Origin of the sequence: Halorubrum zhoui, from assembly GCF_051194155.1 — an archaeon.
Taxonomy (GTDB): domain Archaea; phylum Halobacteriota; class Halobacteria; order Halobacteriales; family Haloferacaceae; genus Halorubrum.
The window spans coordinates 355426-377380 of sequence record NZ_JBLZNJ010000002.1 but is presented as its reverse complement, the minus strand read 5'-3'; the positions used below and the strand labels follow the sequence as shown (position 1 = coordinate 377380).

Sequence of the window (21955 nt, the reverse complement as noted above, 5' to 3'; positions counted from 1 at the left end):
TCTGACGCCGACGAGCCGGTTGCGGTGGTGACGGTGGCCGGTTTCTGGCGACTCGGCGCGCTGACCTGGAGTGACGCGGTGGTTCGAGGTCGATCCGGTGGCTCGAGGTCGATACGACGATCCGACGATCTATTACGATCCGGCGACTTACCCGGGGTATGTCCACCGAGCTGACGTTCACCGACCGCGGCGTCGACGTCGTCTACGAGGGAACGGCGTTCACGCTCGACGTCGACCTCGTCGAGGAGGCCACGGGTAAGGCGTACCGCGACGTCACCGACCACGAGGTGTTACAGATCGTGGCGTCCGACCCGACCCTCGACGGCGAGCCGGTCCGAATCGGCGACGTGCTCTGAGCCGCGCCCCGAGACGCCCCACGTCGAGGCCACCGATGACACTCGAACACGCCCTGTCTCGCGACCACGTTACCCCCGCGTTTACCCTCCTCGCTGCGCTCGTCCCCGTCGTCGGCGTCGCGCTGTTCGGCTGGCGCGCCGCCGAGGTACTCGCGGTCTACTGGGTCGAGGTCGCCGCGGTCGTCGCCGGCCACAGCGTCGCCGCGCTGTTCGCCGAACGGCCGATCCGCCTCGAAGACCGCTCGTTCTACATCACGGGGTACTCGAAGCGCTCCGAGCGCGACCCGGAGCGATGGGCGGGCGAGCCCGAACCGATCGGTCTCGTCGACCGCGCCGTTCCCGACGAGCTCGCCGAGCGACTGCCGCCGATGTATCGCCGGAACGTCTCCGTCGTCACCCGGTCGCTCGGCGTCGTCGGGTTCCTGCTCTTCGGGGCGATCGCGATCGCCGACGCGCTCGGCGTCGACCCGGTCGCCGTCGCGACCACGCCCTCCGTAGTGCTCGCGGCTGTCGCGGTCGGTTTCGGCCAGCTAGCCGGGATCCGCCGAACGTTCTTTCTCCCCCGGCGGTACGAGGCGTGGTCGGCGTACATGACCGTCGAAGCCGCCCAGCGGGTCGTCGTCTTCTACGTCGCCGTCGGGCTCCTCGCGGTCCCGGTCGCGTTCGTCGGACTCCTCGTTGGATCGGCCCTGCTCGGGGACGCGATCGCCGGCGGCGAACTCGTCGTCCCCGGCGCCGGCCCGTTCGGTCCGGCCGCGAGCGTCGACCCGCTCGTGCTCGCGTACGTCCTCTCGTTCGCCCTCGCGAAGGCGGTCGTCGACCGCTCGCGCCGGCTGGCGAGTGCGCAGTCCGATCCGAGCGGGTTCGCGGCCTGGTTCCTCCCCGAGGATCCCCGGTCGGAGTGAGACCGAGAGCCGCGTGTCGTGCCCCGGCACTCGAAAGCGCAACGACGATACCGCGGGGCGTCGAACCGAGCCGTATGTACGAGGCGGTCCACGCCCACCCAGACGGCGACGCCACCGTCGCGCGCCACGCGGCCACCGCCGCCCGATACGGGTACGACGGGATCGTCGTTCGGACCCGCTCGGCGCTCTCTCCGGCGTCAGCGACGGAAGCCGGCGTTGACGACGCGTCCGACACCGACCGGCCGCCCACCGCTACCGCCGTCGCCGATCGGTACGATGTCGACGTCGTCGACGCGGTTGAGGTCGACGCCGACGACCCCGGCGGCGTCTCGGGTGCGCTCGGAAGCGCCCGTTCGAGTCACACGGTCGTCTGCGTCGTCGGCGGCGACGACCGGCTGAATCGATACGCCGTCGAGACCCCGCGAGTCGACGTGTTGACCCGTCCGACCGCGGCCGGCGGCGACTTCAACCACGTCCTCGCGAAGGCCGCCCGCGAGAACGGCGTCCACGTCGAGTTCGACTTCGGGCCGGTGCTCCGGTCGACGGGTGGCTCGCGGGTCCGCGCGCTCGCGAGCCTCCGCAAGCTTCGAGAGATCGTGACACACTACGACGCCCCGCACGTCGTGAGTGCGAACCCCCGCTCACACCTCGAGCTTCGTGCGCCGCGGGAGCTCGTCGCGGTCGCCGCCGAGGCGGGGTTCGACCCCGAGTGGACCCAGGCCGGACTGGCCGCCTGGGCGACGATCGCCTCCCGAAATCGACACCGACGCTCCGGGAGTTTCATAGAGCCCGGCGTCAGACGTGGCCGGTATGAAACGGAGCGTTGAGGAGCACGCGGCACGCTTCACGGAGAAAGCGGCCGCGTACGACGATTCGAAGAGCGACGAGTACCACGCCTGTGCGTCCCTCGTCGTCGCCCGCGCCGATCCGACCGACGACGACGTGGTCGCCGACATCGGTGCCGGCACGGGGGCGATCGCACTCGCGGTCGCACCCGACGCCGACTACGTCCTCGCGCGCGACGTGAGCGAGGGGATGATGGAGGAGGGTCGCCGGAAGGCCTCGGCGGCGCGGATCACCAACGTCGAGTTCGCGTACGGCCGGTTCCGTGAGCCGAACCTCACGACGCCCGACGACCGCCCGATCGACGTCGTCACGTCGAACTTCGCGCTCCACCACCTCGATGACGACGAAAAGCGCGAGGCGATCGCGACGATGGCCGAGACGGGCGCGCGCCGAATTGTCCTCGGCGACGTGATGTTCTTCGCGGGCCCCGACCCGAACGAGCCCTTCTACAGCCCCGACGTCGACGACCCGGCGACGGTCGGCACGCTCGTCGAGGCGTTCACCGACGAGGGGTTCGCGGTGGTCGACGTCGAGCGCGTCCACGACCAGGTGGGCGTGATCGTCGCCGAACGACTCGGCGACGACGACCAGCCGGACGGCGACCTGTGAAACACCTCCCGAAGCACCTCCGGCCGCGGTGGCGCTATCTCGCGGTGGGGATCGAGGCGTGGCCTGACGCCGACTTCGGCCGCCGGGCGTTCCAGCGGGCGATCTGGTACAGTGCGGGGAACCTGCTCGGTGACCCGGGGAGCGCAGACGCCGGGCTGACACTCCTTTCGTTTCGTTTTTCGGAGGGTACAGGCGAGGCGGTCGTTCGCGTTCGACGGGACCACACCGAGTCCGCTCGCGCCGCAATCGCCTGTGTGCGTGCCGTCGACGGCGACCCAGTCGGTATCCACGTGCGCGGAATCTCGGGGACGGTGCGAGCCTGTGAAGAAAGATATATGGGTCGCGCGGCCGCCAGTTTGACACAGCGAGACGTCGCGTTCGGGGGCGCCGAGCGGCCCGCCGTCGTGCGTGGAGACGCGTGTGACGTGCAGACCGAGTCGGGTTCCGTCGGCGCGACCGCGTTCGACATCGAGTGATATCATGCAGGGACAATCCCAACAGCAGGCGTACGACCGTGGCATCACCATCTTCTCTCCCGACGGCCGACTCTACCAGGTCGAGTACGCGCGTGAGGCCGTCAAGCGCGGCACCGCGAGCGTCGGCATCAGGGCGGCAGACGGCGTCGTCCTCGCGGCCGACAAGCGCGCCCGCTCCCCGCTCATGGAGCCCGAGAGCATCGAGAAGCTCCACAAGGCGGACGACCACGTCGGCGTCGCCAGCGCGGGCCACGTCGCCGACGCGCGACAGCTCATCGACTTCGCCCGCCGACAGGCACAGGTCAATCGGCTGCGATACGGCGAGGCGATCGGCATCGAGACGCTCACGAAGACGATCACCGACCACATCCAGCAGTACACCCAGATTGGCGGCGCCCGTCCCTTCGGGGTCGCGCTGATCGTCGGCGGCGTCGAAGACGGCGACCCGCGCCTCTTCGAGACGGACCCCTCCGGGACGCCCTACGAGTGGCAGGCGCTCTCTATCGGGTCGAACCGGAGCGACCTCCGCGACTACCTCGAGGCCGAGTACGAGCCCGACATCTCGACGGACGAGGCGGTCGCACTCGCACTCGACACCCTCGCGGAGACGACGGACGAGGGGATGGAGCCCGACGGCGTCGGCGTCGCGACGATCACGGTCGACGACGAGCAGTACCGTGAGGTGCCGGCCGACGAACTCGAGACGATCCTTGCCGACCACGACCTGCTCGCCGAGCCGGACGACGAGTCCGACGCGGACGACGCCGGCGACGTCGAATAGTCGCGTCGCGCCCCCACGATCGAAACGACGAGGCTTCTCCGCGGACGTGGCGTCACATGACTGAACCCGATCCGACGGCTAAGCCGTCCGCGCTGTTGCCAGACGGCTACCGACTCCGGCCGTCCCCGCCGACGGCCGACGCCTTCTGTCGGCTCAGACGCGCAGCCGGGATGAGCGAGCGGTCCCGCGAGGCGGCCGAACGCGGCCTCCCGAACACGCTCTTCGGCGTTCACGTCGTCGAGACGGACACGGAGACGGCGGTCGGGATGGCGCGTGTCGTCGGCGACGGCGGCGCGAACTTCCACCTCGTCGACACCGCGGTCGCCGAGCCACACCAAGGACGGGGGATCGGCACCGCGATGGTCGACGCCGTGGTTCGATGGATACGAGCGACTGCTCCAGACGGCGCCTACGTCGACCTGCTCGCCGACGTCAACGGCTTCTACGGGCGGTGGGGATTCGAGCGCACGGCACCCGACTCCAGAGCCATGGGCGTCCGCAGCGAGTCGCTGCGATCGCTCACCCCGTCCAACGAGTAATCGAACGTCACACGATTCAGCGCCCGCTGTACGAGCGACCGTGCGCCAGACGAGTGACCGCACGCCACCTGCGTCTTCGGGAGAGTTATGCCGACGGCCCGCAACGAGTCGACCGTGCAGCAGACGGCACTCATCACCGGCTGTTCGTCGGGTATCGGTCGTGTGACGGCGGAGACGTTCCTCGAGGAAGGGTGGACGGTGTACGCTACCGCACGGCGGCCGGCCGACGTACAGACGCTCGGCGAGGCGGGCTGTGAGCTGGCGACGCTCGACGTCACCGACCCGGAGGACGTCGACCGCGTCGTCACCCGGGTGCTCGACGAAACGGGCACGATCGACGCGCTGGTGAACAACGCCGGCTACGGCCAGTTCGGCCCCGTCGAGGACGTCACCCCCGAGGGGGTTCACGACCAGTTCGCCGTGAACGTCTACGGTCCCCATCGGTTGATCCGCGCGGCCCTGCCCGCGATGCGACGCGAGGGCGACGGCACCATCGTGAACGTCTCGTCGGTCGCCGGTCGGGTCGCCGTCCCCGGCGGCGGGGTTTACTCGAGCTCGAAGTTCGCCCTCGAGGCGCTCTCGGACGCCCTTCGAAACGAGGTGCGGGAGTTCGGCGTCGACGTCGTCGTCGTCGAGCCGGGGCCGGTTCGCACGCAGTTTTCCGACCGAGTGCGCCGAGAAGCCGACCCAGACGAGACCGACGGCGTCGAGCGATCCGGGGCGTACGACGACTTCTACGCGCTCTTCGAGGACGCCCAGGCGATCGGTGGCGATGGACCGGGTGCGGTCGACCCGGTCGTCGTCGCCGAGGCGATCGTCGACGCCGCGGCCGCACGCAACCCGCCGGCGCGCGTCCAACCCGGGACACCCGCGCGGGTTGGCGTCCTCGCGCGGTTCCTCCCCGACTCGGTTCGGGACCGCGGATTCGACTTCCTCCGAAAGCTCACCTCCTGAGTGACCGATCTGTGGCCGGGACGCACCCACAGAGAGCCGCTCCGTGGAGGAGCGACGTGGGGTGTCGGGTCGTGACACGTGGCGAGCGCAAGCCCACCCCCTTCAGGGGTGGGTGTCAGCGACAACATCGCCCACCAGTCCACGCGCTACGACTCGTCAGGATGTTCCACCGCTTCCAACCCCGCTTCGATAATCTCTTGATAGGCGTCTTCGAGGCCAATTTCTTGCCGTTCGGCGTAGTCCTTTACCCGCCCGTTCAGCGTGTGCGAGATGTCGATGTTCGGTCTCATCGGCTGTGTCCAAAAGACATTTAGACGTAGAGCTACAAATGTCTATTGTCGTGAGGCGAACCAATACGTTCGCAGTGCGCCCGCTCACCACGGAGGACGAGCAACTGCTCCGCGACCTATTGGACGCCTCCGCCAGCCTCTGGAACGAACTTACCTATGAGCGACGCCAGAACTTCACCGACCCCAACATCGACACGTCTGTGTGGGATACCGAAGACTACCGCAAGCAGTACGTCGGTGTCCTCGGAAGCGCCACCGCCCAACAGGTGATTCACAAGAACAGCGAAGCGTGGCGGTCGTTCTTCTCCCTGAAAGAGAAGGGCGAAGCCAACGGCCTGCCGGGGTACTGGGGCAACGAGAACGAGGGGCGTAAGCTGAGAACGTACATCCGTAACGACCAGTACACCCTCGAAACCGGCGAACGGAGCCGCCTCGAAATCCCCGTCGGCCAAGACCTCAAAGACGAGTACGGGTTTGGCTACCATGACCGACTGCGCCTCGAAGTCGCTGGCGACCCAAAATGGGAGGGCGAACAGGGCCGGTTGGAACTGTACTACGACGAGGTGGACGATACGTTCAGGGCCATTCAGCCTGTCACCGTACCTGATTCTCGACGGGATTCACCACTAGCCGAGGAATCGGCTGCCTTGGATGTCGGAGCAAACAACATCGTCGCCTGTACCACCACGACCGGCCAGCAGTACCTCTACGAGGGACGTGACCTGTTCGCCAACTTCCGCGAAACCACCGAAGAGATTGCCCGCCTGCAGTCCAAACTCCGCGAGGGCCGATACATCAGTCGCCGGATTCAACGCCTGTACCGCAAGCGGACGCGACGACGCGACCACGCACAGGACGCACTCGTACGTGACCTGGTGGAAAGACTGTACGACGAGGGCGTTGCCACAGTGTACGTGGGCGACCTTACCGACGTGCTGTCGGAACATTGGTCAGCAGAGGTGAACGAGAAGACGCACCAGTTCTGGGCGTATCGCTCGTTCATCGACCGTCTCGCCACGACCGCCGAGGAGTACGGCATCACGGTCGAAGCCGAGTCAGAAGCGTACACGACGGTAGAGTGCCCGATGTGTGGCGAACGTGACGAGACAGAGCGAAACGGCGACGCGTTCCGGTGTTCGTGTGGCTACGAGGGCCACGCCGATCTCGACGCGTCGCGGGTGTTCCTGGAACGACAGGTTGGCAAAGAAGTCGGGTCGATGGCACGGCCCGTGCGCCTCAAGTTGGACGACCACAACTGGTCGGAGACACCACACTCTCCCGAGAGGGCAAGTCCCAACGAGGAGCGCACAAACCGGAGTACCGACGACGGGAAACTTGCCTCCGTGGGGACGGCATAGCCAACATCCCCACCGGAGGAATCCCACGGCTTCAGCCGTGGGAGGATGTCAAACGCGCGGCGGTCGTAGCCGGGTCGACGTCGCTAGGGTTCGTCGTGTGGGTCGAGCGCGAACGGACTCTCACGCGCACGCCACGGCCACCCGGGGAGCCGCGTCTGAAATCCGGCGGCGACCGCGGCGTCGAGGTCGTCGGCACCCGCGGTGCCGGCACCGGCCGCAGTGGCGTCGTCGTCGACGAACGTATCGGCGACGTGAAACGTCGCCCCCGCGAGGACCGAGAGCGGCTGCCCCCCAGCTATCGTCGCGGCCAACTCGCGTCCGAGCACCTCGTCGACGACGAAGCCCGGGTAGTCTCTTTCGACGTCGAGGTCGCGCAGCAGTCTGACGTAGCCGGCCACGTTCACCGCGACCGCGCCGTCCGCGAAGACGGCGTCGACCTCGCGACGGTACGTCTCCGGCTCGACGTGTGCCACCTCCGTGTCGAAGCGCCGGGCGAGGCGGTCGCGCGTCTCGTTCAGTATCGGGACGACGACCGGCGCGCGCTCGCGTAGCCAGTCGCGCTCTGCACGGACGAGCGTCGGGGTGATCCGCATGCGTCTCGATGCCCGCGAACGGATATCCGTTTTGCGAAGTGTTTTATAACGGCGGGGGTCTACTCGGATACAAGCGGGTTTTCGCTGGCTGTTCCCGCATCGATACATACAGAGAGTCCGTCACCGATGTCTTCCGACACCCGTACGCACTCGGACGCGTCGCGTACCCGGCGGCGAGACGGCGACGGCACCTTACGGCCCGCGGACGAGCTATGAGCCAAGTCGATACGCAACTCGAGAATCTGAAGTCGACGATAGAACAGGAGGTCCCGAGCGACGTCCAGGTCACGGACGTAAAGTACGAGGGCCCAGAACTGGTCGTGTACACCCGCGACCCCAAGGAGTTCGCCGGCGACGGTGACCTGATACGCCGACTCGCCTCCAAACTCCGGAAACGAATCACGGTCCGTCCCGACCCGTCCGTGCTCTCTTCGCCCGACCGGGCGGAAGCGGAGGTCCGTGAGGTGATCCCCGAGGCAGCCGGCGTGACGGACCTCGATTTTCACGAGGACACCGGTGAGGTAGTGATCGAAGCACAGAAGCCCGGGATGGTGATCGGGAGACGAGGGTCGACGCTCCGTGAGATCACCCAGGAGGTGGGGTGGACGCCAGAGGTGGTGCGGACGCCGCCCATCGAGTCGTCGACCGTCTCGAACGTCCGCGGCTTCCTAAAGAACGAGCGCGACGAGCGCCGCGACATCCTCGAGCGCGTCGGGAGACAGATCCACCGCGAGGAGCTCGCGGACGACGAGTGGGTCAGGATCACGACGCTCGGCTGCTGTCGGGAGGTCGGACGCGCCGCGTTCGTGCTCTCGACGCCGGAGACGCGAATCCTCATCGACTGCGGCGACAAGCCGGGCGCGGAGGGCGAGGTTCCGTACCTGCAGGTGCCCGAGGGGCTCGGGACCGGTGCCGCGACCATCGACGCGGTGGTGTTGACCCACGCGCACCTCGACCACTCGGCGCTGCTTCCGCTTTTGTACAAGTACGGCTACGACGGTCCCGTCTACACGACGGAGCCGACCCGTGACCTCATGGGGCTGCTCCAGCTCGACTACCTCGACGTCGCCGCCAAGGAGGGACGGACGCCGCCGTACGAGTCCGAACAGGTTCGAGAGACGATCAAACACACCATCCCGCTCGAGTTCGGTGACGTCACCGACATCGCACCGGACGTCAAGATCACCTTCCACAACGCGGGCCACATCCTCGGCTCCGCGGTGACCCACTTCCACATCGGCGACGGGCTCTACAACGTCGCCTTCTCCGGCGACATCCACTACGAGGACACCCGGCTGTTCAACGGCGCGGTCAACGACTTCCCGCGGGTCGAGACGCTGGTGTTGGAGTCGACGTACGGCGGCCGTAACGACTATCAGACCGACCAGGCGGACTCCGAGCGTGCGCTGAAGCGGGTCATCAACGAGACGTACGAAGACGGTGGGAAGGTGGTCATTCCAGCGTTCGCGGTGGGACGCTCACAGGAGATCATGCTCGTTTTAGAGGAGGCGATGCGCGAGGGCGACATCCCGTCGATGCCGGTCCACCTCGACGGCATGATCTGGGAGGCGACCGCGATCCACACCACGTATCCGGAGTACCTGCGCGACGACCTCCGCGACCGCATCTTTCACGAGGACGCGAACCCCTTCCTCGCCGAGGAGTTCAACCACATCGACGGCGGCGAAGACGAGCGCCAGGACGTCGCCGACGGCGACCAGTGTATCGTGCTCTCGACCTCCGGAATGGTCGAGGGTGGCCCGATCATGTCGTGGCTTCGCCACCTCGGCCCCGACCCGGACTCGACGCTCGTCTTCGTCGGCTACCAGGCGCAGGGGACGCTCGGTCGACGCATCCAGAACGGCTGGGACGAGATACCCGTCTCGGACTGGGGCAACGGCGGCCGCGGCGACACCCTCTCGTTGGAGATGGGCGTCGAGACCGTCGACGGCTTCTCCGGACACGCCGACCGCCAGGGCCTCGAGAACTTCGTGAAGACGATGAACCCGCGCCCAGAGAAGGTGCTCTGTGTCCACGGCGACGAGCGCTCCGTTCAGGACCTCTCGTCGGCGCTGTACCACGACTACAACATGCGGACGTTCGCCCCGAAGAACCTGGAGACGTTCCGGTTCAAGTGACTCGACGCGACGAGAGCGCTTAAGCCCCCACCGAGAGAGCGACAGTACATGCGCATCGCGCTCATCGCGCACGACGAACTGAAAGACGAGATGGTCGCGTTCGCGAGCACCCACGCGGACGTCCTCACAGACCACGAGCTGGTGACGACCGGCACCACCGGCGGTCGGATCGCCGACGAGACGTCGCTGTCGGTGACGCCACAGGCCTCTGGACCGCTCGGCGGTGACCTCCAGATCGGTGCCATGGTGGCCGACGGCGACGTCGACGGCCTGATCTTCCTCCGTGACCCGCTCACGGCCCAGCCGCACGAGCCCGACATCTCCGCGCTCTTGCGCGTCTGTGACGTCAAAGACGTCCCCGTCGCAACGAACATGGCGACCGCAGAGCTGCTGGTACAGGGGCTCTTCGAACGCGGCGGGTCGTTCGACACCGACCTCTTGGCCGACGAGTCGCCGCTCACCGACTGACGAGTCGCGTCCCACTTCTCAGTGCTGATACCTGGTCCGGCGGGGTTTATCCCGCACGTCACGTCGACGCGACCATGGACGGACCGTCGACGCGGCGCGGTCGGTCGACGCTCGTCGTCGTTCTCGTGAGCGTCTGCTGTCTCGCCGCCGCGGTGGGGTCGGGCGTGGTCGTCGGCGAGCAGGTCGTCGATGACGGGTCGACCAACGACCTGCTCGCCGGCGACTCGATCGACCCGTCACCCGCTGGGTCACCCGCCCGCGACGTCGGTCCGATCACGCGGTGTTTCACCGGCGACGGGTACCCGCTCGCGATCGGGAACGGCTCGGCACAGATCGACGCGGCGGTCCACGCGTCGGTCCTCACGGATCCAGGCGCTGGCGACGAGGTGGGCGTCGAACTCGCCGGCAGCCTCGACCGAGCACGGATCGTGACGCTCGCGGCCGGCGTCCGCCTCGACGCGCCGGGGATCCTCGCGGCGGGCGCGAACCCGTTCGCCGCGTTCGACCTCCTGTACACCTACGAGTTCCGGCTCCCGATGTTCGCTGGCGCACTCGACACGGCCACGTACCGGGGCGACGGTCCGCCGGTGGGAAGCGCCGCCGACGCTGTCCCGTGTCGACGCTAGCCTCGCACGCGACGGACGAGTCTCAGCAGCGTTCGACGCGCCTCCTCGGCTCCGTCGTCGAGCGGATAACCGCCTCCCGCGAGCAGGTAGTCGTCGGCCGTCCACACGGCGAGCAGGGCCTCGACGGGGACGCGCCCGGGCGTGCTCGTACCCGTCTCACTGGGTGGGTCCTCGACCGGCTCGATCACGGCCTGTCCGCGGTAGGTCACGAGCGTCGCGCGCGAGGCGGCCGGATCCTTGATGCCGATCCGTCGCTCACCGTGCGACTCGACCCCCTCGATGTCGCGGTCCGCGAGACGGTCACGAAATCCGGCGCGTGCGCGACGCTCGACGAGCCGCGTGAGCGCCCGGTTCGGCGATGTCTCGGGTCGAATCGCCAGTCGACTCGCGAAAAAGAACGGCGCGGGCGGCTGCTCGGCCGGTCGTTCGTACCGGACCGTCGTCGCCGCGACCGACACCGGACCGGCGGCAAACGGCCGCTCTGTGGTGTGCTCGACGCGGTGCCAGTCGTCGAGCCGATCGGCGGGAACGACCGGCGGGTCCATACGCGATATGTCCCGCGCAGGCGGGTTAAACACCGGGGTGAGCACACTCGTGACGGTCTCGTCGTCTTCGCTCGACGCACCCGGCGTCCGCGTTCGGCGACCCGCTCAGTGGTCGTCTTCGCGCCACTTGTGCTCGCAGGCGGTACAGACGAAAAACCGGGTCTCGGACTCGTCTGCCGAGCGGATCTGTTGCATGTACCAGTGCGCCCGGTCGTTGTCACACTCGGGACACTGCGCGGTCGTCGTCGGGAGCCCCTTGTCTTCGGCGTCGCTGACGTCGACGACCTCGGATTCGACCTGCGACTCCGTCGTCCAGACGGCCTCGTCGTCGTCGTCGCGACCGACCTCGTAGCCGCACGCCGTACAGACCCAGTGGTCTTCGCCCTCGCCCGACTTCATCATCGATCCGCACTCGTCGCAGAACTTCATGGCGGTCACAACCCCGCACGATACATAAGCGGCGGGATCCGTCGTGTCGCCCGGCGGCACCGCCCAGACCGGATCTGCGTTCTGCAGACCGCACCCGCCGGCTCAGGGCGCTTTTCTGTGGGCTGTGAGCGCGAAGCGAATCCGCTCTTCGTCAGATCCTTTTGTCTCTCGACCGGTGACGACCACCTCGCCAATCTCGCCGGTCGTCTCGACATGCGTGCCCGCACACGCGGTGCGGTCGTACGGTTCTGTGCCGCCAGTCCCCCCTATCTCGACGATGCGAAGCTCGGTGATGGAGTCAGGAAGGAGGTGAATCCGCGTCCGCTCGGTGTCGAGCGTCGTCTCCGCCGCCGCGCGGTCCAACGTGTAGCGCTCGACCGGGAGGTCGGCGTCGACGAGTTCGTTGAGTCTCGCCTCGATTCGCTCGAGGTCGGCGTCGTCGAACCGGTCGTAGGCGGCATCGAGGTGGGCGTGGTCCGCGTAGAGCGCGTTTCCGGTCGTCGGGGCGTCGAACGACTCGAGCAACGCCGCCGACAGCAGGTGCTGGGCGGTGTGGTACCGCGAGTGTGCCCGTCGTCGCTCCCAGTCGATCGTCCCCACGACGGCCGTGCCCGGTGCGGGAAGCGTCGACGTGTCGTCGGGGTCCGCCGCCGTCGCGTCGGCATCTCCGCCGGCCGGCTCGACCGTATGATACACGGCATCTTGCTTTTCGACGTCGACGACGCGGAACCGTCGATCGGGGTCGTCGGCGACGACCAGCGTGCCGGTGTCGTGTGGCTGTCCGCCGCCGGTCGGGTAGAAGTGGGTGCCGTCGAGGACGAGTCGGTCGTCGAGGGTTCGCTCGACGGTCGCCTCGAACGTCGCGACCGTGTCGTCGGTGAGGTAGCGCTGGTCGGTCACGGCAGCGCTACTCGGTCGGCACACCTATACCTCTCGGGGGTGCTGCCGGTCGCGGCTCGCGTGACGATCCGGGTGCCGTCCGCCGTCTGCCGCCCGACGGCGGGCGTCGTAACGCCTAAGAACGAAACGCCCGTCCAGTAGCGTAATGAATCACGAGTCTCTCGCCCGGGGTGGTCTGTGTGGGCGTCGAAATTAAGCAGACGGAGGTCACCGATGCGGACTTCACGGAGATGAAACAGTTCGTGCGGGACTACCTCGCCGCCAGCGTCGAAGCCGAAGACGACGGCGGTCGGATGCGGTGGTACCCCTGGCACTCGGCCGCGTACCGGTTCAACCACATCCTCAACGTGGTCGACCTCGCCGAGGAGATCGCCGACGCCGAGGGGGCCGACGTCGACGTGGTCCGGGTCGCCGCCGTGTTCCACGACGTCGCGAAGCTCGAAGCCGACCAGGACGTCCACGCCGAGGCCGGTGCCCGGGTCGCCCGGGAGTACCTCCAGAGCCGTGGGGCGTACCCCGAGTCGTTCATCGAGGAGGTGGCGGGCGCGGTCGTCGACCACTCGTACACCGGCGACCTCGCTGACGTCCCCCTCGAGAGCCGGTGTCTGATGGAGGCCGACGTGCTCGACAAAGTCGGTGCGAACGGCGCTGTGTTGATGTTGTTGCGCATGGGGTACGAATCCCGAACGCACATGGACGCCGCGAAGATGGTCGACCGGGTGCTCGAGCGCGGCCGCGACCACGTCGACCGGGTCGTCTCGGACACCGCAGAGAGCATCGCACACCAGCGGCTCAAGCGCGTCCGGTGGCTCCGCGAGTGGCTCGAGATGGAGGTCGCCGAGATGGACGCCGCGGGCGTCACCGACCGATAGCGGGTACCCGTGGTTTCGCGGCCACGCTACCGACGCGGTCTCCCGAGTCACTCGATCGACTCAGTCGTCTGCGGCTACCGGGGTCTCACCGCCTAGCCGGTCACGGTCGTGTGGGGCTTCCCAGTCGAGATCCGGTCCACGCGCGACGATCCCGGTCGGCGTCACGTCGGGGTGGGTCGTGTAGTAGTGTTCTTTGATGTGAGCCATCTCGACCGTCTCGGCGACGCCCGGCGTCTGGTACAGGTCGCGGGTGTACGGCCACAGGTGCTCGTACTCGTGGATCTGTTTCCGGTTACACATGAAGTGGGTGTGGTACACCTGGTCGAACCGGACGAGCGTCGTGAACAGACAGAGGTCGGCTTCGGTCAGGGTGTCGCCGACGAGGTATCGCTGGTCTGCGAGGTGGTCGTTCCACCGGTCGAGCGCGGCGAAGAGGTCGTCTATCGCCTCGTCGTAGGCGGCCTGGCTGGTCGCGAAGCCGGCGCGGTAGACGCCGTTGTTGATCGGTTCGTAGATGTCGGTGATGACCTCGTCGACCCGGTCGCGGGCCGCCGGGTCGTCTGGCAGCAGCGAGACGTCGTCTCCGAGGTCGTCGAAGGCGGTCGTGAGCATCCGGAGGATCTCGCGCGACTCGTTGTTGACGATGGTCTCCTCGACGGTGTCCCAGAGCACGGGGACGGTCACCCGACAGGTCGCGTCCGGGTCGGCGGCGACGTACCGCTCGCGGAGGGTGTCGCTCCCGTGGAGGTGGTCGACGGTACAGCCGGGCTTGTCGGGCGTGAACTGCCAGCCGTCCGCGCCGCGCCAGGGGTCGACGACGCTCACGCCGATCGCGTCCTCGAGTCCGAGCAGCGACCGCGCGAGGAGCGTCCGGTGTGCCCACGGACAGGCGTACGAGACGTAGAGGTGGTACCGACCCGCCTCCGGCTGGAAGCGGTCGTCGGGGTCGGCGTCGACGTGATCGGGGACGTCGCTGCCGGCGATCCAGTTCCGGAAGGTGGTCGTCTGCCGGTCGAAGGCCCCCGTCTCGTCGGTCGCCTCGAAGGTGTCTGTTCGCCACTCGCCGTCGACGAGTTGGTTCATACCCTATTGACGGCCTGGAGACGTATAGTCGGGGCGGGGACACGCGTGTCACCCGGATCGGTGTGCGTCGCTCGGTGTCGACACGCGCGTGGCGGACGGGCAGCGCGCGCGGCCTGACGCGTGCGTGCAGCGCACCCCGTCAGTGGCCGTCGTCCGCGTCGTCCGCTTCGACGACGTCGACCGACTCGACCGCGTCGTCTTTGGGGATCTCGACTTCGAGCGTGCCGTAGGTGGTGACCGTCGCGGTCGCTCCACGCGGGGTCACGTCGGCGTCTTCGGGGAGCGTCGCGGTTCCGGTGAGTTCGAGCCCGCGGCCGGGGAACACCAGCTCGGCGTCTTCGTAGAAGTCACGGAAGCGGTCGAGCTGGACCTCGACGGTGTGGTCGCGAAACCGCACGTTGACGTCCTCGCCGCGGACGCCGGGGGCGTCGAAGACGACGAGGTAGGCGTCGTCGCTCTCGAGGACGTCGACCGAGAGCGGTCGGCGCTCCTGTAGCTTGCTCCAGCCGCGTCCCGCTCGGTCGAGCGCTCGGTGTACGACGGTACGGCCGGCTTCGACGATCTGTGACACGTGATCACACCTCGATTTCGACCAGCTCGGCCCCGCCACAGTACGGACACGAGAGGTCGTCCACCGCGTGCTCGTCGGGGACGTCGTACGTGTAGTGGTTCTCGAACATGTCGAGTTCGCAGTCATCGTCGACGCACTTGACCTCCATCGTCGCTGGCATGCGCGGACGTAGTGCGGGCGAGGGCTTAAACGGCGTGGCAGCACTCGATCGAATGTGCCACACGACCCGACGGCCGGCGACGCGTCGGCCGACGACGGTCCGTCCCCTCACGACGTGTCGGTCGAGGCCCCCGTCACGGTGCTCGGCGTCGACCTCAGCGCGTCGGCGTCGGCCGCCCACCGGAAGACGTGGATCACGCGGGCGACCGTCACCGACGGAGCGGTCGCCCTCGATCAGCCGGTTCCGGCACGGACGCTACCGAGCGAGCCACGGAGTCGGGACGCCGTGTTCGACGCGCTCCGCCGGACGATAGCCGAGGCCGAGCCGCCGGCTGTCGTGGGGCTCGACGCGCCGTTCTCACTGCCCGAGCCGATCGTCGCCGAGTCCGACTGGCGGGCGTTCCTCGAGACCGTTCCGGACACATTCTCGGACGCAGACGACTTTCAAACGACGTGTCACCGATTGACGAAGCGCGCCACCGGTGGCGACCGCAAGGAGATTCGACGACGGTGTGACGAGCGGTTCGACGGCCTCTGTCCGTACAACCGATTCGTCTTTCGGATCACCTATCACGCCCTCCGGGACCTCCTCGTGCCGCTCGTCCGGTCGGAGACGGCCGCCGCGTGGCCGTTCCAACCGGGTGCGGCGACGGCCGACCGGGTGCTCCTCGAGACGTATCCCGCCGCCGTGCTCGGGTCGCGGCTCGCGGTCCGCTCGACGACGTACAAAGACGCCCACGACGACCCGGCGTTTCGACGCGCCGTGCTCGATCAGGTCTTCGCGAACGACGCGGTCGCCGTCGACCCCCACCCGACCGCCACGGCGATTCGCTCCGTGGTCGCCGACGACGCCGGCGGAGACGCACTCGATAGTCTCCTCGCCGCGTGGGCGGCCGCGGCCTGGGTCCGCGGTGACCGGCCCACCGCCGACCACCGTGCCCCGCCGAGCGAGGGGTTCATCCACTACTGAGCGTCCTCGCCACACCGCCTGGGCCGAGCAGCGCCGCGCCGCCGTTCCGCACGCGTTTTTGGCCTCCACGGCGTACGCAGTGTCAACATGACTTTCCCGGCTGACATCTCCGTCACGATCGTCGACGGCTACGTCGACGAACCGGCACACTTCGGGGTGCCGCCGTACCTCTCGACGTACCCGCGGTACACGGCCGGCGCGCTCGTCGACGCGGGCGTCCCCGAGTCGGCGATCACGTATCACACGATCGACGAGCTTCGCGCGGACCGTCAGACGCGTGCGGACGTCGCAGACGCCGACCTCGTCGTCTACGTCGGCGGCATGACGGTCCCAGGGAAGTACGTCGGTGGGACGCCCGCAGAGCCCGACGAGGTGCGCGACCTCGCGTGGACCGCGGACGGCACGACCCTCCTCGGCGGTCCCGTCCGGTTCGGCGTCGGCGAGGAGAACGCCGGCGCACAGGAGATGGAGCGCGACGACCTCGACTACGACTTCGTTGCGAAAGGCGACGTCGAGGCGGCCGCCCACGACCTAGTCGCGAACGGACTCGAGGGGTTCGGTGACCGTATGCGCGACACCGAAGAAGCCGACCGCTGGGCGTCACTCGGCGCGTTCGTCGTCGAACAGCACCCGAACCACCCGGACTACCTCATCTGTGAGCTGGAGACCGCCCGGGGGTGTGCGTACCGCTGTTCGTTCTGTACGGAGCCGCTCTACGGGAACCCGTCGTTTCGGACGGCCGGCGCAGTCGTCGACGAGGTCGACGCCCTCTCCAACCGCGGCGTGCGCCACTTTCGGCTCGGGCGGCAGGCCGACATCCTCGCGTTCGGCGGCGACGGCGAAGCCCCCAATCCCGACGCGCTCCGCGACCTCTACGGGGGAATCCGCCGGGTCGCACCCGACCTCGAGACGCTCCACCTCGACAACATGAATCCGGTGACGATCACCGAGTACCCGGACGCCTCTCGCGAGGCGATCCGCATCATCGCCGAACACAACACCCCGGGCGACACGGCCGCCTTCGGGCTCGAGTCGGCGGACCCGGTCGTCAAAGCCCAGAACGACCTGCTCGTCACCGCCGAGGAGTGTCTGGCGGCCGTTCGCGTCGTCAACGAGGAGGGTGGCTGGCGGCCGGGAGACCCGCCAGCGAGCGAGCCCGGTGGCGTCTCCGGTCCCGACCCCGACCGCCGCTACGGCCCCTCGACCGGCCCCGACGCCTCGCCGCGGCTTCCTAAGCTCCTGCCCGGCATCAACCTCGTTCACGGCCTCAAAGGCGAGCGGCCCGAGACGTACGAACACAACAAGCGCTTCCTCCAGTCCGTCTACGACGAGGGGCTCATGCTCCGACGGATCAACGTCCGGCAGGTGATGGCGTTCGCGGGCACGGAGATGGCAGAGACCGGCGCGGAGATCGCGACGGCCCACCGCGACCAGTTCCAGGCGTACAAACGCGAGATTCGTGAGACCGTCGACAACCCGATGCTCGACCGCGTCGTCCCGCCGGGAACGATCCTCCCCGATGTCCACCTGGAGTACCACCAGGACGGGAAGACGTTCGGTCGACAGCTCGGGACGTACGCCCTGCTCGTGGCGGTTCCGGGCGAGCGCGAGCTCGGCACCGTCATCGACGTCGCGGTCACTGACCACGGCTACCGCTCGGTCACCGGTGTGCCATACCCGCTCGACGTCAACGCGGCGTCGATGGCCGAGTTGACCGCGATTCCGGGGATCACCCGGAGCCGCGCCGGCGACGTCGTCGTCGGCCGCCCGTACGAGACCGTCGAGGCCGTCGACGACGGCGTCACCGACCTCTCGCGGTTCGCGGTGGCCGGTGACTCGCTGGCCGCGATCCCAGGATCTGACCGAAGCGGCTCTGGCCCGGGTCCCGGCACGCGGTCCTCGCTGGGTCGTGGTGACTGACAGCGTTCACGGCAGACACGAACTGCGACTCCCCACACGATGTCACACGACGAAGCCAACTCGGTTGCAGACGAGGCCGCACACGTCACCCGTGTTCCGCTCCCGGTGGAGACCCGTGCCCCGAGCGGCACCACGAGTGCACACCTCGTCGACGGACTCCTCGTCGATCCGGCGACACGAACCGACGCACTCGACGAAGCGGTGGCTACGGCGGCCGCAGACGGCTCCCCGGTGACGGCGATCGCCGTGACACACGCCCACCCCGACCACGTCGGCGCGGTCGCCACGTACGCGTCACGGACCGGCGCGACCGTGTACGCGCACGCAGACCACGTCGACCGCTTTCGCGAGGCGACCGGCGTCGACCCCGACGAGACGGTCGTCGACGGCGACACGGTCGGCTCGACCGACGTTCGCGTCTGGGCGACGCCGGGACACGCGCCGGACCACCTCGCCTTCGTGACGGACGGACCCGACCGGACCGTGGGGATCGTCGGCGATCTCGTCGTCGCCGAGGGGAGCGTCGCGGTCGCCGCGCCCGACGGTGATCTCGCCGCGTATCTGGACAGCCTCGACCGCGTTCGCGATGGGGTCGTCGACCGACTGTATCCGGCACACGGGCCGGTCGTCGACGATCCGGCCGTGACGTGCCGACGGCTCGCCGAGCACCGACTCGACCGCGAACGACGCGTGCTCCGGGTGGTCGACGCCGGTGCGAGCGACGTCGACGCCGTCCTCGACGCCGCGTACGACCGCGACCTCTCGGGTGTGGCCGACCTCGCACGGGGGACCGTTCGCGCCCACCTCGAGAAGTTAGTCGCCGAGGGCCGTGTTGCGACGTCGTGGACGGATGAAGACTAGCGCTCCGTGGGGACCGACACGGCTGCCATGCGCTCGGTCGAGACGCCGTACTCGGCGGCCGCGACCGACGGAGGGGCGTCGCCGACATCCGGTCCGTATCGCGAGCGAAGCGACACGCGAAGGGCGTCGCGCACACAGGCCCGGACTGCCGCCCCGACCGGCGTCGCCGACCCGGAAAACGGTGCTGCCGGCCGACCCCTGGGTGCGTCGGTCGGCGGACAGCCGACGACGACGGCGTCGCTCGTCATCCCGGGCACGCCGACCGTCGCGAGCAGCGTCGCCGCCTTCGCCTCCGCGACGACCGACACGAGGTTGGCGAGCGCGCCGGGTCCGAGCGGGCGGTCGACGCCGACGAGCAGGTTGACCGTCCCATCTACTTGTCGATCTACCGGTCGGTCTCGTTCGGCTCGGTCCTCCGAGCGTCGGCCCCGCTCGTCGCGTCCTTCGGCCGTCGAGGGGTCGTCCGCCGGGACCGGTGGAACCGGGAGTGCTGCGGGATTCGAGACGCCGGCGGTCGCGAGGACGGTCGCACCGTCGAGCCGCGCCACCCGTGCGTGCCGCTGGTCGACCCCGGTGAGCAACGCCGGTGACTCGTCCGTCTGCGTCAACTCGTCCGTCCGCACGCCGTCGTCGTCGAATCCGGCCGCCGCCACTCGCTTCGAGACGTAGGCCCGCAGGTCGCGGCGGCCGTCGTCACCCCATCCCGCTGGAACGGTCAGGTTGTACGCCGCGCTCGCGACGCACTCGCCGCCGTCGAAGCCGGTCGAGAGGAACCGCGTCGACCGGTGTGGCCGCCAGAACCGACAGACGCCGTCGGCGACTGCCGCCTGAAACTCGCCGTCCGGGCCGGCGGGGTCGTCTGCGGCCGTCACACGCCGAGCGCCTCGAGCAGGACGTCGTTGTCTCCGGGACCGCGGACGGCGGTTCGCAGGTGGTCGTCGAGCCCCGGAAAGGTGCGGGCGTCACGCAGTGCGACCCCGCGCTCTCTCGCGGTCGAGAGGATCTCGTCGACGTCCTCCTCGCCGGCATCGACGAGTAAGAACGGCGCCCGAGACGGGTACACCTCCCAGCGCGTCTCGAGACGCTCGCGGATTCGTTCGCGTTCCGTGGCGACCCGCTCGCGGGTGCGTTCGACGAACGCAGTCCGCTCGAGACAGTGCGTACTCACCTCGGTGGCGACCGTCGAGAGCCCCCACGAGATGCGTGCGGTGTCGAGCCGATCCCGGAGCCGGCCGGTGGCGACGAGGAAGCCGGCACGAATGCCCGGGAGCCCGAACACCTTCGTGAGCGACCGCGCGACGACGACGCCGGGCTCGCCCGCGAGCGACGCCTGCGGCGTGTAATCGAGGAACGCCTCGTCCACGAGCAGCGTGGTGTCGGCGTCGCGACACCGCTCGGCGAGCCGCTCGAGCCCCCGACGTGGCGGGAGCTCGCCGGTCGGGTTGTTCGGCGTACAGACCACGACGGCCGCGTGGTCGGTCGGGTCGACCTCGAGGATCGCGTCGTGAGCGACCCGAACCGGGGTGCCGCCCTGGAGCCGAACCTCGCGTTCGTACTCGCCGAACGACGGGACGGGGACGGCGACGGAGTCGCCCGACCCGACGAGAATCGAAAAGAGGAGCCGCATCCCGGCCGTCGCCCCCGCGGTCGGTATCACCGCCTTCGGGTCACACCCGACGTACTCCGCGGCGGCCGTCCGGAAGTCCGTGTACCCGTCACAGGGGTACCGGCGCGCCGCCGCGAGTGCAGACTCGTACACGCCCGCCACCCCGGGCGGTGACCGCGGGTTGGTGTTCGCGCTGAAGTCGACCACGTGAGGATCGGTGGTCCCCCCGTGTGCCACGCAGTCGACCTCGTCGAGCGCAGTGGTGTCCATACACCTCTCGTGCGGCCGCTGCATGAAAATCTCTCCGTTTGTTACCACGTTCGCCGAAACATGCGACGACGATCGACTGTGTTCGAACGTCCATCACCGCAACTCGGCGTGCTCCGCGGCGACTGCACGAGCGACTGCGCGGTCTCGCGGCCGATTGACGTTGATCGCGAGCGACCGACTCTCGCTCACGAGGATCCGATCGGGGTCGTCTCCGACGACGTTGAGCCCGCTCGGCGCGAGCGTCCCGTCCTCGTGCTCGAACGCCGTGTCGACGCTTACGCCCAATTTGCGCTTCCGTGCTGCTGGTACACAGACCGTTACGGACCGTGCCGAGAAGCCCCCCTCGGTGTCGGCTCGCGCGTCTCCCGACGCGCATGCGTCGCCGCCGGTATCTGGCCTCATCGCGGCGTCGATCGCCGCGTCGACATCGGAACCACGGAGCAGTGGGAGGTCGGCGGCGACCGTAACCGCCGGCTTGCCGACCGCGTCGAGGCCACGGTTGAGGTCCGTTACGTAGCCGTCACCGCGTCCGTCGAGCACGGTACAGGGAACGGCAGCCGCCTCGGTGAGTTCGCCGCGGAGTCGGTCGGCGGTCTCCGGTGTGTGCGGCGAGACGACTGCGACGACTCGTGTGACGCGCGCGGCGGTGAGCGCGTCGAGCACCCGTCCGACCATCGGTCGACCGTCGACCGGAACGAGTGGCTTCTCCCGGTCCTCGTCGAGCCGGGTTCCCCGCCCGCCACAGAGGAGGACTGCCGGCATCACAGGACGGCTCGATGCGTGTGCAGCCGCGTTTGCAGTGTCCGTCATCGGTCGGTGTGTCGTCGGTG

The 21955-nt window shown here is 68.6% G+C and carries 27 protein-coding genes; 16 read left to right on the top strand and 11 right to left on the bottom strand.

Annotated elements, in window-relative coordinates:
- The first annotated feature begins 158 nt into the window (after positions 1–158).
- The 8 genes from ACNTAO_RS03690 to ACNTAO_RS03655 all read left to right on the top strand — a co-directional run bounded on the left by ACNTAO_RS03690 (position 159) and on the right by ACNTAO_RS03655 (position 5466).
- On the top strand, positions 159–356 hold the full coding sequence (locus ACNTAO_RS03690; protein ID WP_435160600.1) for a DUF5800 family protein: 198 nt from the start codon (positions 159–161) through the stop codon (positions 354–356).
- A gap of 35 nt (positions 357–391) precedes the next feature.
- On the top strand, positions 392–1261 hold the full coding sequence (locus ACNTAO_RS03685) for a DUF6498-containing protein (protein WP_435160599.1): 870 nt from the start codon (positions 392–394) through the stop codon (positions 1259–1261).
- A 74-nt stretch (positions 1262–1335) separates the two neighbouring features.
- Positions 1336–2088, top strand: coding sequence for an RNase P subunit p30 family protein (locus ACNTAO_RS03680; protein ID WP_435160598.1), 753 nt, complete (start codon positions 1336–1338; stop codon positions 2086–2088).
- The gene (locus tag ACNTAO_RS03675) at positions 2072–2716 is read left to right on the top strand and encodes a class I SAM-dependent methyltransferase (protein ID WP_435160597.1); all 645 of its coding nucleotides are present in this window, start codon (positions 2072–2074) and stop codon (positions 2714–2716) included. Before ACNTAO_RS03680 ends, ACNTAO_RS03675 begins: the two co-directional genes overlap by 17 nt.
- Entirely contained in the window at positions 2713–3192 is a 480-nt protein-coding gene (locus ACNTAO_RS03670; RefSeq protein ID WP_435160596.1) for an Rpp14/Pop5 family protein, read from the top strand. Before ACNTAO_RS03675 ends, ACNTAO_RS03670 begins: the two co-directional genes overlap by 4 nt.
- Positions 3193–3196: 4 nt before the next feature.
- Positions 3197–3973: an archaeal proteasome endopeptidase complex subunit alpha gene (gene psmA, locus ACNTAO_RS03665; RefSeq protein ID WP_435160595.1), complete on the top strand. Its 777-nt coding sequence runs from the start codon at positions 3197–3199 to the stop codon at positions 3971–3973.
- Positions 3974–4029: 56 nt separating this feature from the next.
- Positions 4030–4512, top strand: a complete 483-nt coding sequence (locus ACNTAO_RS03660) for a GNAT family N-acetyltransferase (RefSeq protein WP_435160594.1) — start codon at positions 4030–4032, stop codon at positions 4510–4512.
- An 87-nt stretch (positions 4513–4599) separates the two neighbouring features.
- Positions 4600–5466, top strand: a complete 867-nt coding sequence (locus ACNTAO_RS03655; RefSeq protein ID WP_435160593.1) for an SDR family oxidoreductase — start codon at positions 4600–4602, stop codon at positions 5464–5466.
- Between the two features lie 146 nt (positions 5467–5612).
- Here ACNTAO_RS03655 and ACNTAO_RS03650 read toward each other — a convergent pair whose 3' ends face one another.
- Positions 5613–5756, bottom strand: a complete 144-nt coding sequence (locus tag ACNTAO_RS03650) for a hypothetical protein (RefSeq protein WP_435160592.1) — start codon at positions 5754–5756, stop codon at positions 5613–5615.
- A gap of 38 nt (positions 5757–5794) precedes the next feature.
- On the opposite strand from ACNTAO_RS03650, the gene ACNTAO_RS03645 reads away from it, so the two are divergent.
- A complete protein-coding gene (locus tag ACNTAO_RS03645; protein WP_435160591.1) occupies positions 5795–7114 on the top strand; it encodes an RNA-guided endonuclease InsQ/TnpB family protein in 1320 nt (439 codons plus the stop codon).
- 83 nt (positions 7115–7197) lie between these two features.
- Here ACNTAO_RS03645 and ACNTAO_RS03640 read toward each other — a convergent pair whose 3' ends face one another.
- Positions 7198–7707, bottom strand: coding sequence for a DUF7984 family protein (locus ACNTAO_RS03640; RefSeq protein ID WP_435160590.1), 510 nt, complete (start codon positions 7705–7707; stop codon positions 7198–7200).
- 212 nt (positions 7708–7919) lie between these two features.
- On the opposite strand from ACNTAO_RS03640, the gene ACNTAO_RS03635 reads away from it, so the two are divergent.
- The 3 genes from ACNTAO_RS03635 to ACNTAO_RS03625 all read left to right on the top strand — a co-directional run bounded on the left by ACNTAO_RS03635 (position 7920) and on the right by ACNTAO_RS03625 (position 10939).
- Positions 7920–9845, top strand: coding sequence for a beta-CASP ribonuclease aCPSF1 (locus ACNTAO_RS03635; RefSeq protein ID WP_435160589.1), 1926 nt, complete (start codon positions 7920–7922; stop codon positions 9843–9845).
- Between the two features lie 48 nt (positions 9846–9893).
- The gene (locus tag ACNTAO_RS03630) at positions 9894–10313 is read left to right on the top strand and encodes a methylglyoxal synthase (RefSeq protein ID WP_435160588.1); all 420 of its coding nucleotides are present in this window, start codon (positions 9894–9896) and stop codon (positions 10311–10313) included.
- Positions 10314–10387: 74 nt separating this feature from the next.
- Positions 10388–10939, top strand: coding sequence for a DUF7332 family protein (locus ACNTAO_RS03625; RefSeq protein WP_435160587.1), 552 nt, complete (start codon positions 10388–10390; stop codon positions 10937–10939).
- On the opposite strand, the gene ACNTAO_RS03620 is transcribed toward ACNTAO_RS03625, so the two are convergent.
- From ACNTAO_RS03620 to ACNTAO_RS03610, 3 genes are all read right to left on the bottom strand, one after another.
- Positions 10936–11484 carry a DUF6517 family protein gene (locus ACNTAO_RS03620; RefSeq protein WP_435160586.1) on the bottom strand — a complete coding sequence of 183 codons (549 nt, stop codon included), beginning with the start codon at positions 11482–11484 and terminating at the stop codon, positions 10936–10938. The genes ACNTAO_RS03625 and ACNTAO_RS03620 overlap by 4 nt on opposite strands.
- A gap of 105 nt (positions 11485–11589) precedes the next feature.
- Entirely contained in the window at positions 11590–11913 is a 324-nt protein-coding gene (locus ACNTAO_RS03615; RefSeq protein WP_435160585.1) for a transcription factor S, read from the bottom strand.
- A 102-nt stretch (positions 11914–12015) separates the two neighbouring features.
- Positions 12016–12813, bottom strand: a complete 798-nt coding sequence (locus ACNTAO_RS03610; protein WP_435160584.1) for an alanyl-tRNA editing protein — start codon at positions 12811–12813, stop codon at positions 12016–12018.
- 170 nt (positions 12814–12983) lie between these two features.
- On the opposite strand from ACNTAO_RS03610, the gene ACNTAO_RS03605 reads away from it, so the two are divergent.
- Complete coding sequence (locus ACNTAO_RS03605) at positions 12984–13685, top strand: HD domain-containing protein (protein WP_435160583.1); 702 nt, start codon at positions 12984–12986, stop codon at positions 13683–13685.
- A 60-nt stretch (positions 13686–13745) separates the two neighbouring features.
- Here the strand turns inward: ACNTAO_RS03605 and ACNTAO_RS03600 are convergent, their stop codons facing one another.
- The 3 genes from ACNTAO_RS03600 to ACNTAO_RS03590 all read right to left on the bottom strand — a co-directional run bounded on the left by ACNTAO_RS03600 (position 13746) and on the right by ACNTAO_RS03590 (position 15499).
- Entirely contained in the window at positions 13746–14768 is a 1023-nt protein-coding gene (locus tag ACNTAO_RS03600) for a glutathione S-transferase family protein (RefSeq protein WP_435160582.1), read from the bottom strand.
- A 139-nt stretch (positions 14769–14907) separates the two neighbouring features.
- Positions 14908–15339: an Hsp20/alpha crystallin family protein gene (locus ACNTAO_RS03595; RefSeq protein ID WP_435160581.1), complete on the bottom strand. Its 432-nt coding sequence runs from the start codon at positions 15337–15339 to the stop codon at positions 14908–14910.
- Between the two features lie 4 nt (positions 15340–15343).
- Positions 15344–15499, bottom strand: coding sequence for a DUF7559 family protein (locus tag ACNTAO_RS03590; RefSeq protein ID WP_435160580.1), 156 nt, complete (start codon positions 15497–15499; stop codon positions 15344–15346).
- 54 nt (positions 15500–15553) lie between these two features.
- Here ACNTAO_RS03590 and ACNTAO_RS03585 point away from each other — a divergent pair, with 54 nt between their 5' ends.
- The 3 genes from ACNTAO_RS03585 to ACNTAO_RS03575 all read left to right on the top strand — a co-directional run bounded on the left by ACNTAO_RS03585 (position 15554) and on the right by ACNTAO_RS03575 (position 19249).
- Positions 15554–16468, top strand: a complete 915-nt coding sequence (locus tag ACNTAO_RS03585; RefSeq protein WP_435160579.1) for a DUF429 domain-containing protein — start codon at positions 15554–15556, stop codon at positions 16466–16468.
- An 87-nt stretch (positions 16469–16555) separates the two neighbouring features.
- Positions 16556–18388, top strand: coding sequence for a radical SAM protein (locus ACNTAO_RS03580; RefSeq protein ID WP_435160578.1), 1833 nt, complete (start codon positions 16556–16558; stop codon positions 18386–18388).
- A 39-nt stretch (positions 18389–18427) separates the two neighbouring features.
- Complete coding sequence (locus ACNTAO_RS03575; RefSeq protein WP_435160577.1) at positions 18428–19249, top strand: MBL fold metallo-hydrolase; 822 nt, start codon at positions 18428–18430, stop codon at positions 19247–19249.
- Here ACNTAO_RS03575 and ACNTAO_RS03570 read toward each other — a convergent pair.
- The 3 genes from ACNTAO_RS03570 to ACNTAO_RS03560 all read right to left on the bottom strand — a co-directional run bounded on the left by ACNTAO_RS03570 (position 19246) and on the right by ACNTAO_RS03560 (position 21935).
- Positions 19246–20121: an adenosylcobinamide amidohydrolase gene (locus ACNTAO_RS03570; protein WP_435160576.1), complete on the bottom strand. Its 876-nt coding sequence runs from the start codon at positions 20119–20121 to the stop codon at positions 19246–19248. The genes ACNTAO_RS03575 and ACNTAO_RS03570 overlap by 4 nt on opposite strands.
- Positions 20118–21125 carry an aminotransferase class I/II-fold pyridoxal phosphate-dependent enzyme gene (locus ACNTAO_RS03565; protein WP_435160575.1) on the bottom strand — a complete coding sequence of 336 codons (1008 nt, stop codon included), beginning with the start codon at positions 21123–21125 and terminating at the stop codon, positions 20118–20120. Before ACNTAO_RS03565 ends, ACNTAO_RS03570 begins: the two co-directional genes overlap by 4 nt.
- A gap of 93 nt (positions 21126–21218) precedes the next feature.
- Positions 21219–21935 (bottom strand): NTP transferase domain-containing protein, encoded by a 717-nt coding sequence (locus ACNTAO_RS03560; RefSeq protein ID WP_435160574.1) that lies wholly within the window; start codon positions 21933–21935, stop codon positions 21219–21221.
- Between the last annotated feature and the right edge of the window lie 20 nt (positions 21936–21955).